At 49.1% G+C, this 15,882-nt stretch carries 8 protein-coding genes; 6 read left to right on the top strand and 2 right to left on the bottom strand.

Annotation, left to right across the window (positions count from 1 at the left end; genetic code table 11):
• Window positions 1–321 precede the first annotated feature (321 nt).
• Window positions 322–891: a nucleoside deaminase gene (locus tag ACFQ1C_RS03485; protein ID WP_379557141.1), complete on the top strand. Its 570-nt coding sequence runs from the start codon at window positions 322–324 to the stop codon at window positions 889–891.
• Between the two features lie 25 nt (window positions 892–916).
• The gene (locus ACFQ1C_RS03490) at window positions 917–1,042 is read left to right on the top strand and encodes a hypothetical protein (protein ID WP_379557142.1); all 126 of its coding nucleotides are present in this window, start codon (window positions 917–919) and stop codon (window positions 1,040–1,042) included.
• 91 nt (window positions 1,043–1,133) lie between these two features.
• On the opposite strand, the gene ACFQ1C_RS03495 is transcribed toward ACFQ1C_RS03490, so the two are convergent.
• Entirely contained in the window at window positions 1,134–3,578 is a 2,445-nt protein-coding gene (locus ACFQ1C_RS03495; protein ID WP_379557143.1) for an ATP-binding protein, read from the bottom strand.
• 10 nt (window positions 3,579–3,588) lie between these two features.
• Window positions 3,589–4,365 carry a response regulator gene (locus ACFQ1C_RS03500; protein WP_379557144.1) on the bottom strand — a complete coding sequence of 259 codons (777 nt, stop codon included), beginning with the start codon at window positions 4,363–4,365 and terminating at the stop codon, window positions 3,589–3,591.
• 573 nt (window positions 4,366–4,938) lie between these two features.
• Here ACFQ1C_RS03500 and ACFQ1C_RS03505 point away from each other — a divergent pair.
• From ACFQ1C_RS03505 to ACFQ1C_RS03520, 4 genes are all read left to right on the top strand, one after another.
• Entirely contained in the window at window positions 4,939–6,723 is a 1,785-nt protein-coding gene (locus ACFQ1C_RS03505; protein ID WP_379557145.1) for a TolC family outer membrane protein, read from the top strand.
• 185 nt (window positions 6,724–6,908) lie between these two features.
• Window positions 6,909–9,041, top strand: coding sequence for a type I secretion system permease/ATPase (locus ACFQ1C_RS03510; protein WP_379557146.1), 2,133 nt, complete (start codon window positions 6,909–6,911; stop codon window positions 9,039–9,041).
• Window positions 9,038–10,477, top strand: a complete 1,440-nt coding sequence (locus tag ACFQ1C_RS03515) for an HlyD family type I secretion periplasmic adaptor subunit (RefSeq protein WP_379557147.1) — start codon at window positions 9,038–9,040, stop codon at window positions 10,475–10,477. The genes ACFQ1C_RS03510 and ACFQ1C_RS03515 overlap by 4 nt, the downstream gene beginning before the upstream one ends.
• 59 nt (window positions 10,478–10,536) lie before the next feature.
• A partial coding sequence (locus tag ACFQ1C_RS03520) for an immunoglobulin-like domain-containing protein (protein WP_379557148.1) occupies window positions 10,537–15,882 on the top strand: 5,346 nt, incomplete at its 3' end.

Consider the following 15,882-nt stretch of genomic DNA (forward strand, 5'->3'; position numbering starts at 1 on the left):
GAGTTGAGTGCAGGCACTATTAATTAGTTAGCTTTTCATTTGGCGTCCACACCTGAAAGGTTCCACTCTGGAGTGTTGGGGGGCACAGATGGCTGGGTTAGGAGCTACACAAATGAGCTTGAAAGATACGCCCTTTTATCCGGCCCTATGCCACGGGGCCTTCTGTGTATGGAGTTAGCAGACAACTCGGTGCTTAAGAAGAGGCAACAGAGATCGGCTCCCGCGATAATACCATTTCTGGTATTGTCCTGATCGTTCTGCTTTTATAGAGTAGTAAAACAGATCACATACTTATCAGTTTGGCATCAAAAAGGCGTGATAATGAAAATGTTACTAAATAAACAGACAGAAAAAACGGAGCAAACGTTAACCGCTATTGCTCACATGCCAACCACAAGTTTATTCACGCTGATGGATAATGACTTTGCGCAAGCCTTAACTGATGCTGATTTTATGCGCATTGCGGTGCTGCTGGCGCAAAAGAGTTATGACGAAGGCGGTTGCCCGATTGGTGCGGTTATAGTGAATAACTCGACGAATCAAATCGTGGGTAAAGGTCACAATACGCTGGTTCAAGAAGATCACCCCTATAATCACGGTGAAACGGCTGCCATTCGCGATGCGGGTCGAGTCGATTTTAGTGACACCACTATTTACAGCAGTTTAAGCCCATGTGATGTGTGTGCTACGCTGATTTACATGAGAGGGTTTGCGCGCGCGGTAGTGGGAGATATTACCAATGCGTCTGGCACCGAGTCGCTGTTGCGAGAAAAGGGCGTTCAGGTTGATATTTTGCAAGATACGCAAGGTATTGAGCTTTATGCCCGCTTTCGCGCCGAAAAACCTGCGCTAGATCTAGAAGACTGGCAAGGCTTAAGTGCCTGTAAATAAAATATAAAACACCACCGGATTACGTATGATCCGCCGCGCCACCTACCCGCCGATGGATGGCGGAAATGCAGAAGTGGCAGAAGCATTTTTCTGTCTGGCACGGAGGGGCGGCGAAGGCACCCCTGTTATTAGTGTGTCTTTTTCTGCGTAATCCACAGGCTATATTGAGAAGTTTCGTCTTTTGCGTCGGCCCTTGGCGCTAGATTAAATGGTCTCGCTAGCGTAGCGCCGAGGCTCAGATTCTAGACTATTTGTGTCAGGTTACAGAGTCTTGCCAGCTTTAAGCGTAATGCGAGTAAATCTATGGGTTTAGAAAGGTAGGCGCAAAAGCCTAAAGAAGGCGTTTCAACAGTTTGTGGGGTGCTATTTTGTGTTGCTGAAAGCAGTAGCACTGGCACATTAGGCCATTGCTCACGTGCGGCGTGCAGCACGGCTAAACCAGAGGCTCTTGGCAGCTGATAGTCGGTAATAATAATGGCAGGAGTCTCACAATCGTTCGTTATTGTCTCTATAAATGCTTCTGCGTTCATTGCAAGTGCCGTATCAAACCCCATTTCGGTGAGTTCGCCGTCCAGTAGTTCGCTAATAGGCTTTGAATCCTCGATAATCCAAGCTTTTTGTCTCTGTGCATCAAACATGGGCAATAAATCTTGTGCGACAGGTAGCGATAAAGTCGCGAGTAGCTCATCACCGGCTATGTAGGGAATAGTACATATAGCAACTGTTCCTACTCCGAGTTCACTTTTTAACTCAAGGCTGCCTCCCATACGTTCAGTGAGTTCAAAGCAGATGGGTAGGCCTAAGCCACTGCCAGGATTGCTCTCGGAGCTTTGATAAAATGGCGTATATATATGTTCGAGTTGGTGAGGGGCGATGCCACGTCCGGTATCGTTGATACGAAAAATAAGCGACGGCTGCTCATCCTGGTTACTATCGACGATAATGGATAGGGAAATGTAACCTTTAACAGTATATTTCGCGGCATTATCTAATAAGTTGAGCAGAATACGCTGCAGTTGGGTGTGATTGCAGCGAATCACGGTGGGCAACTCGGTCTCGATTTTTAGTTGAAAGCGGTTATTTTGCTTGTTGGCGAGAAAGTGGGTCTGATTGACTAGATTGTCTATAAAGGCGATCAAATAAATATCACTTTGCTCATCATTATCTGCCGCTGTGTCCTGCACATAATCAACCAAGCTATTTATTAAATCCTTCATATAGAGCGCCCGATCTTGAATGATCTGATTGGCTTTTTGGTCGCTGATGAGGCCCGCCGTTTGCAGTTGGGCGTAACCCAGAATAGCCGTGAGGGGGGCCCTTAAGTCGTGGCTAATCTGCCCTAGAAAATTGACTTTTGCCGTGCTGCCTTTTTGAGCAGTTTCGAGGGCGCTATTTAGATCTTCCGTACGATCTTTAACTGCCTGTTCGAGTCTTTTCCGGCTTTGCGACTCGTGCACTATTAAAGCATTTTTAGCTACTTTTATTTGCTGCTTCTGCTGCCAGCTGTAAGTCATTATCAAGGCCAACGCCACTATGATTTCAACGTAAATTCGCGTCACGGCGAATGTAGAGGTGTAATAAAAGTTGAATGCATAACCGAGTAACAAAAATACTGACACAACCCAGTAAATGGATAGTAGGGCGAGAATAGCTAATTGCTGAGTACGTTTGATGCGCAGGCCAGGTATTATCATAAACAACCAGCTGATGGCGTACAAACCGGTGATCATAATTCCCAGACTCCTGATGCTGGCACCATTGAGCACAAAGGTTAAGCAGGTCATTATAAAGGCAGAGGCTGCCGTAAGTTGTATGAATATTCGCCAATGTCGGTGCTGGTTAAGCCCCAGTAAAATAAACGAGGTCATAAGGAAAAGTTGCTCGGTGAATATCCAAGCAGAAAGTCTTAAATTAGCAGAGTAGTCTTCAAGAAAGCTCAGCAAGTAATTACTGAAAAAGCCATCCTTCTCTGTTTCAAAGATAAACGCGACCAATAACCAAATGCCGGTGATGATTAAGCCGACGTTGAATTGGAGTAACAGAATTATCAGTAAGGTCAAGATGGCTGCAAAAAGAGCGATCTGGAATATTCGACTATCGTTGATGCTTTGCGAATAGGCAACGGGCTCCCAGCTTTTTATACTGATAAAAGGCAAGCTGTCGCTATAAATGTTTAGATAAAATTGCTGAGTTTCACCTGGGCTCAATGTTACGGGAACAATGGTTTTGCCATTGCTGACAGTACGGTCCTGTAGAGGAATATCCAACCCGGTGGCGTCATGTCGCAGTTGTTCGCCCGAAGCGGGGTTGATAAAGAAGGCGTCTACTCGGTTTACTCGCCATGGCTCTAATACCAGCCAGCGAATAAGCGCCTGGTCGCTGCTATTATGCACCGCAGCTTTTAGCCAAACAGTGGTGTGCTGGCGGGGAGCATTTAGGGTATCTCTGCCTATATTGTGCCAATCGCTAAAATTTACGGCGTCACTGAGATTTTGAATGGTGCTGTTTTTGGGGCTGGTTAGCATGTTACCAGTCAGCTCTGTGTTATCGGGCATGTTGGCTAGATCGATAATATGGCTTAAGTCGCTTGGCCCACTGACCATATCTGCTCGCGCCGGGGATACAAGAACCAGAAATAATGCGGTGAGGGTAGCGAGTAGTGTGGCGGTCCAATGGCGGTGTATCAAAATATCATTCCTAGTTCGTTTTCTGGCGAAATGCTCTGGGAGCTAGGCCAAATCGATCTTTAAATGCTGTGGCAAAGTTGGCGCTATCGGTAAAGCCAATCTCATAGGCGATGTCTTGTATAGCAAGCGGGGTTTGTTGCAGTAAGGCTTTAGCCTCTTTCATGCGCTCTTCGCGAAGATATTCATAAACCGTTACCCCCGCGCAGACCTTAAACGCCATATTGAGATGTTTGCTATTAGAGCGGGTTAATTTCTCTAATTCCGACATTGGTAACGTGGTTGCCAGCGACGTTAGCAGGTGGGTGCGGGCGTTGTGGAACAAAATGGCATGCCGATTATTTGTTGGTAGCAAGGTGATTGGCAGCGGTTCTGTTGCTGAGTCTGGGCTATGTTGTACCAAGTTGGGGCGGTTTTTTAAATGAATGACCAGTCGCAATTTCACTTCACTAAAAGCAAAGGGTTTATCGATATAGTCAACGGCACCAGCGAGCAGGCCACGCACTCGTTGTTCTGACGAGGTCATGCCTGAGATAAAAATAACCGGAATATGCTGTGTTCTGGGGTCTTGAGCAATTACTTTGCAGGCATCACGGCCGTTGCAGCGCGGCATCTCTGAGTCCATCAATATAATGTCAGGCTGCAGTATTCGCGCTTGTTCGATACCGTGTAGGCCGTCGTTAGCATAAAAAACTTGGCAACCTTGCTGTTGCAGATAAGAAGCCAGCAACATGCGATCTGCCTCTTCGTCTTCTACAATTAACACACGCCTATTTTTTAATGTATCCATGCCACTCGTTCACTTTTAGGTATGTTAAAAATGGCGACTGCTCAGCCGCTTTCTTAATTATATTATGTAAATACTACTTTTATTGAGGCAGTAGGTAGTGATTTTTTGGGGACAGTGTATGTAAATACACGCTAGAACACTAGGAAATAGCACCACAAAAAGTCAGCAATGAAGCATTAAAGTCTTTATGTAACAGTAAATTAACTCATCGTATATTTTATGCTCCGTCATCACATTGTTAACCACCATATATTTATGTTGTTGCCAATAAATTGCAGGTTAAAAAATTACTTGCGCACGCGCATAGGTTTAATCGTGCAAGCAAAGGTTTTATTTTAAAAACAGTGCTAGCGTTATACACTCGAATTTATAAGTTTGTTGCTCAGGCATATTTGTACTTTTAAGCACCAAGCAAGTGTCGACCTAATTTACTTAACAATACAGCCTCGCCGTACCAGCGGAGGCTGTATCAGTGTACCCGACTGAATTAGGTGTTTTAAATGCGGGTTATCACTATCAGAGCATCGCACAGTGGCCAGGGTATGGTCCACATGGAATGTATTAGAGGAATATATGTTTAAAAAATCTCCCCTTGCAAAAATAGTACTTACTGCTTGCTTAAGCATAATTCCGTTCAGTGGTTTATCTGCCGCTCAGCAAGATAATTTATTGAGTGTGGTAAAAGAAACCCTAGATACTCAACCGGAATTACAAGCTCAACTTGATGCCTTTAATGCCTCAACTCACGATGAGCGACAAGCCTTTGGTGGTTATTTACCGACACTGGACCTTAACCTTTCCGGTGGTCGTGCCCAACGTGACTTTGATAATCGCAGTGATTATTCACGTAATTATGCAGAAGTGTCACTAACGCAAATGTTATTTGACGGCTTTCGAGTGCGTAATGCGTTAGCTAAAGCCGAGCACACCAGCCTAACCCGCTATTATGAATTGCTAAATGAAGCCGAGACTAAAGCGCTAGAAGCCAGTGATGCGTACTTAAGTGTATTGCGCCATCGCGAACTGGTAACACTGGCCCAACAGAATGTAGCGAATCATCAGCGCGTGAATAAGCAGGTGGGTGAAAGAGTACGTCAAGGAGTCAGCAATAAGGCAGACTTGCAACAAATCGACGGTCGTTTGTCGTTAGCGCGTTCTAACCTAATGACAGAAATTGCTAATTTACAAACCGTGACTGCGCGTTTTCAGCGCTTGGTAGGGCGCTTTCCGACTGAAAATCTCACAGAGTTTTCTGTTCCCAAACAAGTAGTGCCTCGTGATTTAAGCACAGTGCTCAATACTGTGTATCACAACAATCCGTCGTTGTTTGCTGCGGCAGAAAATACCCAAGCCGCCACTGCGTCTTATAACGAAACTAAAGCTAATCGTTACCCCACCATTGAGCTTAGCGCGCGCCACGGCACCTATAAAAACAACAACAGTTTTGACGACCGCACCGACCCTAGTTCTTACGGAGACGAGAGTATTGTCGAGTTGCGAGCCAGTTATAACCTATATAATGGTGGCAGTGACCAAGCGGGTGAATACGCAGCTTATAGCCGTATTCATCAGGCTGAAAGCCTACATCATAAAACCTGTGTCGATTTACGCCAAACCGCCACTATTGCCCACAGCGACATGCTCAATATCGACCGAAAATTAGTGTCCTTACTTGAACACCGCGATGCCTCTGCGAATGTCGTGGTGGCTTATCGTCAACAATTTAATATTAGCCGTCGCAGCTTGCTGGATGTGTTGGACTCAGAAAATGAATCATTTCAGGCTGAACGCGCTTATGTAGATGGTACCTATGACTTGCAACTAGCTCGCCTGCACACCTTACACAGCATGGGGAACTTACTGGATACCTTATCTGTGTCGAGTGAAAAAATTCCGACTTTAAGTGATCTCAATGGCTCGCCGTCACCTACCTCTCAGCATTTTTGTGTGGCCACTGCCGTGGAAGAGTTTGATTACGACCGTTATATGCAGCCGGTCACCGGCCAAGACACCTTTAATTTAAGCGGCGATACATTATTTGACACCAACAGTGCCGAGCTTAAACCTGCAGCCTTGAGCGAAATACATCAGTTGGTACAGCGCACGTTAGAACAAGGCACGCCACGGGCTATTAGCATAGTGGGCCATACCGATAACGTGGGTTCGGCTGACCTTAATCAAAAATTATCGCTGGCGCGCGCTAAAGCGGTACGCGATGTCTTAATAGACAGCGGTATTGATAGCACTATCTTAGCAGTATCCGGTGTGGGCGCAGCCCAGCCGACTGTTAGTAATGACACTGCACAGGATCGAGCCTTAAACCGCCGTGTAGAGCTGAAAATCACTCGGGCGAGATAAGTAAGGGGGAAGGGTGAAGAGTAAAGAGCACGAGATAACACTCAAGACTAAACCCTAGCCCTTAGCCCCTCGAGCGGCTTTTGTTGAGTCTAATTCATTCGACCAAGAACCTGTAACGTACGGCTGCCGAAGGGTTTGGCTTAACCCTTCACTCTTCGCTCCTCACGGCATGTAAAAAGGATGTTATGCAGATAAGTGATGATCCCATTAGTGGCTGCTTATTATGGCTGGCCAACGCAAACGGCACTACGCTCACGCTTGACGCCCTGACCGACGGTTTGCCGTTAGTGGAGGGCCGTTTATCGCCTTCCATTACTGCACGCGCCGCCGAGCGGGCGGGGCTGAATGTTAACTTGGTACGCCAATCCCTCACCCGACTCAATAGTTTGCTATTACCTTGCATTATCTTGCTGGAAGACAACAACGCCTGCTTGCTGGAAGCGGTTGATATGCAACAGCAAACCGTGCAACTGCGCCTGCCAGAGCTGGAAATGCAAAGCCAACAGCTGAGCTTAGAGGAGGTGAATAGCCGCTATACAGGTATCGCGCTGTACTGCCGGCCGAGTTTTCGCCTGCCTGATGGCCAGCAGCGTACTGCCACCGAGCCTGAGCACAAAGGGCATTGGTTTTGGAGCGTAGTGCGTGCTAATCGACGGGTGTACCGGGATGTATTAATAGCGGCGTTTTTCATTAACTTATTTGCGCTCACTATGCCGCTGTTTGTGATGAACGTGTATGACCGTGTAGTGCCCAACCATGCAACCGAAACTCTGTGGGTGTTAGCCATGGGCGCGATGGTGGTGGTGTGTGCGGACTTGGTGCTGCGCATGTTGCGCAGCTGGTTTGTGGAGCTGGCGGCCAGTCGAGCGGATATTAAGCTGTCGGCATTGATCATGGAGCGCATTTTAGGCATGCGCTTAAAGCACAGTCCGCAATCGGTGGGCTCGTTTGCTGCCAATGTGCAGTCGTTTGAGTCGGTGCGCTCTTTTATTGGTTCCATGACCATTACTGCATTAATCGACCTGCCGTTTTTCTTGTTGTTCGTGATTATTATTGGCCTGATTTCTTGGCCCATGGTGATCCCGGTATTAGTGGGCGCGCTGCTGATTATTGGCTACGCCTTATCGGTGCAAGCCAAGATGCAGCAGTTATCAGAAGTGTCTAGCCAAGCCAGTGCCCAACGCAATGCGGGTTTAATTGAGAGCTTGTCCAGTACTGCCACTTTAAAGAGTTTTAACGCCACCAGCCGCATGCAAAGCCAATGGGAGCAGGCTACCGACTTTTTATCGGGGTGTTCCGGCAAGCAGCGCTTGCTCGGTGCATCTGTGGGGGCAGGTGCGGCCTGGATCCAGCAAGTGGTGGCGATCAGCATGATTATCACTGGCGTGTACTTGGTGATTAAAGGCGAGATGAGCCAAGGAGCCCTGATTGCTTCTTATATGTTGTCGTCGCGCGCCATGGCACCGGTATCGCAAACCGCCTCGTTATTAACCCAGTATTACCAAGCGGCCACTGCACTCAAATCTGTAGAAGACATTATGGCTCATGAGCAAGAGCGAGACTTAAACAAACCCCAGCTAAGCCGCGGCCGACTGCGCGGTGAAATTGAGTTTCGCAACGTCTCTTTTACCTATCCAGATGAAGAAACGCCGGCACTGAATAATGTGTCGTTTCATGTTCGTGCCGGTGAGCGGGTGGCGCTGTTAGGCCAAGTAGGGTCTGGTAAAAGCACCATCGAAAAACTGATCTTAGGTCTGTATCAAACCAGTGCTGGCAGTATTTTGATTGATGGTGTGCACATTGGCCAGCTGGATCCGGCCGAGCTGCGCCGCCATATTGGCTACGTGCCCCAAGACGTACAACTGCTCAGCGGTTCCGTATATGACAACGTCACCTTGGGTCAAACCCACGCCAGCCAAGAACGGCTGATGCAGGCGGTGCATGTGTCTGGTTTAACGCGACTGATAGGACCCCATGCGGATGGCATGGCCATGCCCGTGGGTGAGGGGGGCAGTCGGCTTTCTGGCGGGCAGCGACAAACTATCGCCGTCGCCCGTGCGGTAATGGCAGACAGCAGCATGTTACTGCTTGATGAACCTACCAGTGCCATGGACAGCAGCTTAGAGAATCATGTGAGCAAGGGGCTGGATCAATTTAGCCAGGGCAAAACCTTGCTCTTAATTACCCATAAAACCGGATTGTTAAACATGGTGGAGCGCCTGATTGTACTCGATGGCGGCACCGTAGTGGCGGATGGCAGCAAGCAACAAGTGCTGCAAGCGCTTGAGCAGGGCAGCATTCAGAGGGCCGCGCCATGAGCCACAGTCAGCAAAAGTCTAAATCCGCCGAACAACGCGCCTTCGAGCAGTTAAGCAAAACCAATGCCGTGGGTTTAAGTGGAAAACGCTGGGTAGACCGTTTATTTCGACCGTTATTTGCCAGCTTTAGCCAGCGCTCCCGTTATTGGCAACAAGATGCGGCTTATGCCATTGAGCGCCAACAAGAGCTGCGTGCGCGCGGTTTGCTGTACGGCATAGCGTTCACTTTTATCCTGCTGCTGTTATGGGCGGCGTTTGCGCCCATTGACGAAGTCACCCGTGGCGAGGGCAAGGTGATCCCTTCCCGCCAGCTGCAAATAGTCCAGTCTTTGGATGGCGGCATGATTGAAGAACTGCTGATCAAAGAGGGCGAGGTAGTCACTCAAGGGCAGTTGCTGGCGCGCATCGATCCCACGCGCTTTGTAGCCAATTTTCAAGAAAGCAGTGGCCGTTTGTTTGCGCTCACCGCCAAGGTGGCGCGCTTAAATGCGCAAATTAATCAGCAAGACTATGTGCCAGATATGACGGCTGCCGTGACCGACGAGCAGCAGCGAGTATTAAAACGTGAGCAAAATCAGTATCAGGCCAGCTTAAATGAGCTGCAAAAACGGCTAACGGTGGCCCAAGAGCAATTGGCTCAGCGCCAACAAGAGCTTAGCGAAACGCAAGCTCGGGTTAGCACCGCCCAGCAGGCATATAACATGTCAAGCCGTGAGCTGGCCGCTACTCGGCCTTTATTAGCCAGTGGTGCCGTGTCTGAAATTGATATTTTGCACTTACAACGTGACCAATCTGCCGCCAACGGTGAGCGTCGTCAAGCGGCTGCGCGGGCTCAACAAGTGCAAGCCAGCATTCAAGAAGCTCAAGCTCGGCTGCAAGAAGTTGAACTCACCATGCATAGCCAATGGCACAGCGAACTTAGCGAGTCGGCCACTGAAATGAATAGCCTAAATCAACATGTAGGGGGCTTGGCTGACCGCGTGAAACTGGCAGAGATCCGCTCGCCGGTAAACGGCACCGTGCAACGCTTATTACTGAATACGGTAGGCGGCGTGGTACAACCCGGTAATGCGCTGGTAGAAATTGTGCCCAGCGACGATCGCTTATTAGTTGAGGCCAAAATCTCCCCCAAAGACATTGCTTTTCTAAGACCCGGCTTGCCGGCCACCATTAAGCTGCACGCCTATGATTTCGCCATTTATGGTGGCTTAGAAGCCGAGCTGCAGCACATTAGTGCCGACACCATTACCGACGATCGCGACAACACTTTTTATGTGGTGCGTGCCATCACCACCAACGCCGAGGCGGCCCAGCTGTTATCTGTGATCCCAGGCATGACTGCCCAGCTGGATGTACTGACCGGCAAAAGAACCATTTTATCTTATGTACTTAAACCCTTTTTACGCGCTAAAGCCAATGCCTTAACCGAGCGTTAATAGCAATTTAATAACTGCTGCCAAGAAGGCGGTATGTCTATTTTTATGATGAGGTTTCTATGAACACACTTGCCACTATTGTATCCCTCACCGGACAAGCATGGGCCCAAGCCAGCACGGGTGAACGCCGTGCCTTAAAAGTAGGCGACCGCTTAACCGCAGATGAAATACTGGTTACCGCCCAAGGCACCGTGGTCGGTGTTGACTTTGGTAACGGTAATGAGCTGACTTTTGTTGGCGAGCAACAAGTTGTAGTGGCGGAAGGTGCAGATATTTCTGCCACCGCAAAAACTGAGTCCGACTCACCATCAGCGTTGGCACCGCTGGCTGATTCATCGGCGACGGCTAACGATAGCTCAGGCCTCCAATACAGCGCCATAACAGTGGACTCAACAGGGCATAACTTTGTAAACCTGGTGCGTATTCATGAAATCATCGAAGCCGATGGTATTACTCCTGTTACCGTGGCACGTATAAGTGAAGTGTTGCGTCCGTTAGGTATGAGTTTGCCCGATTGGGTAGTAGAAGCCGACTACCGCTACGAACACCGCGGTGAAGAACGTTATGAAAGTGGTGCTATCCAGCGCGTTCCCGGTCTTACAGTTGAGCTGCAGGGCGCCGGGCCTGATGGTATTTATAATGAATCAGAAATTGCTGCCGACGGTACCGTATCGGGGCATATAACCCTAGACGATAAAGTAAAAGAAGGTGATATTTTAGTAGTTACCGATGGTAAAGGTAACGAGCTTATTAACCGCCCCGTGACCTCTGGCGACATCACCAACGGTATTATCGTTCAAGTGCCAGTTACACCCGGCCAGCCAAGCGTAGAAATAAATGCCAGTATTACTCAGCCCAATGGCACCGGCAGTAACGATTCCGATGAAAAACCGGTGGATAATATTACGCCTCAGCTAGAAGTTGAATTACAAGGCGCCGGTCCTGACGGCCTGTACAACGAGTCGGAAATAGTGGGTGGTAAAGTGCCCGCTAAAGTTACCTTAGATCCAAATACCGTTAAAGAGGGTGACCAATTAGTGGTGACCACACCAGACGGAACCGTGTTACTGGAGCGGCCAGTGACCCAAGACGACATCGACAACGGTGTACTGGTCGACGTGCCAGTAGTCCCCGGCCAAACTACGGTCACAGTGGGTGCCACCATTACCGATCCGGCGGGCAACAGCAGCAGCGCAGCGGATGAAAAGCCCGTTGATAACGTCACATCTAAGCTCACAATTGAGCTGGAAGGCACCGGCCCAGATGGTGTCTATAACGAATCTGAAATCACCGACGGTAAAGTCACTGCTACCGTGACTCTTGATAAAGATACCGTAAAAGTGGGCGACACCTTAGTGGTGAAAACGCCCAATGGTGACGTGCTGCTCGAGCGCCCAGTGACTCAAACCGACATCGACAATGGCATACCGGTGCAAGTGCCGGTAATCCCCGGTCAAACCACGGTCACAGTGGATGCCACCATCACCGATCCCGCAGGCAACAGCAGCAGTGCCAACGATGAAAAGCCGGTAGATAATTTAGCGCCTGAGTTGTCGGGCAGTATTCCAGATCGTGCAGACGAAGACGCAGATGTAATTGATCTCGATATTCGCGGTCAATTCACCGACCAAATAGCGCCTAACACCGAGTTAGACATTGTTGTAACAGGTCTTCCTAAAGGCTTGGAATACGATCCAACTACCGGAAAAGTGACCGGCACCATAGATAAGTCTGCTAGCCAAAATGGCGATGGTGACATTCCAACCGATGGTCAATATAACGTTACCATTAGCGTGACCGATCCAGCAGGCAATAGCAGTGAACATGACTTTGTGTGGTCAGTATCTAACCCGCCGCCAGTAGCCATTGCCGACGCTAACACCACATTAGAAGATGTGACTCTGACAGTTACAGCTAAGGATGGTGTGCTTGCTAATGATTCTGATCCCGATGGTGATGAGCCGTTGCGCGTTACCGAATTTGAGGTCGGCGGTCAAAAGTATGCAGCTGGTGAAACCGCCGTAATTTCTGGTGTTGGCAATCTAACGTTCAACGCAGACGGTAGTTATACCTTTGTGCCGGCACCTAATTTCAACGGCCCAGTTCCGACTGTCAATTACACTATTTCTGATGGTGAGGGCGGTACTGCCTCCGCAGACCTTAATATTGAGGTGGTGCCAGTACTGGATATTATCCTTAGCACAACACCGGAAGTTATCGAAGGTGGCAAGATAACGGTTACCGCCACCGTGGAAAGCCCCGTTGCAGACAAGCCGCTCTATATTGAGTTAGAAACCGGTGAAGTTATCGTTATCCAAGTGGGTGAGAGCACTGGCAGTATTGAAGTCGATAGCCGTTCGGATGATCCTTATCAACAAGGTAATGAAGATAAAACCTTTACCGTGAAACAGGCCGTTGGTGGTAACGAGCATATCAATGAATCTAGTTTGGGTAGCACAGTGACTAGTACTATTGTTGACGATGCCGACATTACCCGCGTTAAGGTCACGACCACTAATGTGACGGAGGATGAAGCCGGAGTTACTTTTGTTTTTGAACTAAACAACCCTCCGCAAACGGGCAGCACTGTTGCTTTGACTGTTGATGTAAATGGCACCGAGCACCAAGTCACGGTTGATGCTAACGGACGCGGTGAGCTATTTATCCCTACACAGAATTCTGACGTTTATCTTGATGCTGATAGCCTCAAGGCCACGGTCACTGAAATTAATGGCGGAAACTTTGAAGCAGTAGATGTAATAGGCGCAACGGCCACAGCTGACATTACCGACACCATTGACACTGTCATCGCCGAGTTGACAGTGGATCGTAGTGCTGTGAATGAAGGCGCTGCAGATCTGGTTTATACCGTTACTCTGCGTGACGACAGCGGTAACCCTATAGTAGCTAAAAATGATGTAACCGTGGAAACCAGCTTAGGTACGATCATTATCCCTACTGGCAGTAGCACTGGCACGCTGGACGTACCGGTGCAAGGTGATGATGTGTATTTGGATGGCGAAACCGTTACCAATACCATTACTAGTGTCAATGAAGCTAATGCCGGACAACCGGGCAGCTTTGAAAATCTAACCTTTGACAATAGCACGACTACGACCACAGTCAGTGACACTATTAACACCGTTACCTTGGCCTTAGACAACGTTTCTGTAAATGAAGGTAGCGGCACGGCACAGATCACGGCAAGCCTGGATCATGCGCCACAGACTGAATTAGTGGTAACGCTGAGTAATGGTGCAACCATTACCTTCGGTACTGATTATGTGCCGGGTGAAAAAGTCAGCTCGACGCCGTTTGATATTAATAACGGCGAAGATGTGTATGTAGATAACAGCAGCGTTGTTGTCTCGGTGACGGGCACCACGGGCGGCAACTTCGAAAATCTGGTGACCAGCGACACCGCGACGGTGACCGTGACTGACACCACTACGCCTGTCACTGCTGAACTGACGGTTGATAAAACAGCCATCAGCGAAGGTGCCGCGGATCTGGTTTACACCGTGACCCTCAAAGATGCAGCTGGCAATTTAACCCCAGCCAACAACACCGTGACCGTGGAAACCACCCTCGGCACGATTACCATTGAAGCGGGGGCCAGCAGCGGTACGCTGACGGTGCCAGTACAAGGTGACGATGTGTATGTTGACGGTGAAACACTGTCAAACAACATCACCAGTGTGACCGAAACGAATGGCGGCACGGCAGGCAGCTTTGAAGACTTAGGCTTTAAGCCTGATGCAGTAGAAACAGTGGTCAGCGATACCACGGACACCACCAGCATCAGCTTAACCGCGAGTCCAAATCTGACTGAAGCGGGCGGTGATTTAACCTATACCGTGACCTTAGACAGTCCAGTGCGTGCCGGTGATGATCCAGTCACAGTGACTTTCACTGACCTGAATGGCGATTCGCAAACCATCACAGTGAGCGCAGGCCAGAGCACAGGTACAGCTACCGTCACCATCCCATCCAGCTTGTTTGAGGATGTATACAAAGAAGCACCGGCCGATGTTGCGATTGCGACAGATGTAACGGTTGCTGGTGGTAAAGACTTTGAAGGCTTGGGTGTCCCAAGTGTTGGCAAAATCACCATCACAGACACCATCGATGATGTGATCTTGACGCTGGATGATATCAGCGTGAATGAAGGAACAGGTACCGCGCAAATCACCGCCAGTCTTGATCATGCGCCAGAAACTGAGCTGACGATAACGCTGAGTAATGGCGCGACCATTACCTTTGGCCCAGCCTATACGCCGGGCGATCTGGTCAGTTCTACACCGTTTGATATCAATAACGGCGAAGACGTGTATGTAGATAACAGCAGTTTTGATGTGTTTGTGAAGAGCACCACGGGCGGTAACTTCGAAAACCTGGTCACCACCGACACCGCCACGGTCACCGTTAATGACACCACGACTCCAGTGACCGCTGAGTTAACCGTCAATAAAGATGCTGTTAACGAAGGCGCTGCGGATCTGGTTTATACCGTGACCCTCAAAGACGCTGCTGGCAATTTAAAGCCAGCCAACAATACCGTAACGGTTGAAACCACCCTCGGCACGATTACCATTGAAGCGGGTGCCAGCAGCGGTACGCTGACGGTGCCAGTACAAGGTGACGATGTGTATGTTGACGGTGAAACACTGTCAAACAACATCACGAGTGTGACTGAAGTTAATGCAGGTCAGCCGGGCAGCTTTGAAGATCTGACTTTTAATCCTGCTGCGGTCGATACCGTGGTCAGCGATACAACAGACACCACGAGTATCAGCTTAACCGCGAGTCCAGATTTTCCTGAGTCCGGTGGAATCTTAACCTATACCGTCACCTTGAGCAGTGAGGTGCGCACAGGCGATGAGCCTATCGCCGTAACCTTCACGGATCTGAATGGTGATTCACAAACCATCACAGTGAACGAAGGCCAGAGCACGGGTACAGCTACAGTCACCATCCCATCCAGCTTGTTTGAGGATGTATACAAAGAAGCGCCGGCCGATGTTGCGATTGCGACAGATGTAACGGTTGCAGGTGGTACTGATTTTGAGCAGCTGGGCACGCCAACGGTGGGCAATATCACCATCACCGACACCCCCACCGATGTCACGCTAACATTGAACGATGTTAGCGTTAACGAAGGCAGCGGCACGGCACAGATCACCGCGAGCTTGGATCATGCGCCTGAGACTGAATTAGTGGTAACGCTGAGTAATGGTGCGACCCTTACCTTTGCTCCAACTTATACGCCTGGCGATCTAGTCAGTTCCACGCCGTTTGATATTAATAACGGTGAAGATGTGTATGTAGATAACAGCAGTTTTGATGTGTTTGTGAAGAGCACCACGGGCGGTAACTTCGAAAATCTGGTGACCAGCGACACCGCG

This window comes from Oceanisphaera ostreae (genome assembly GCF_042676125.1).
Classification (GTDB): Bacteria; Pseudomonadota; Gammaproteobacteria; order Enterobacterales; family Aeromonadaceae; genus Oceanimonas; species Oceanimonas ostreae.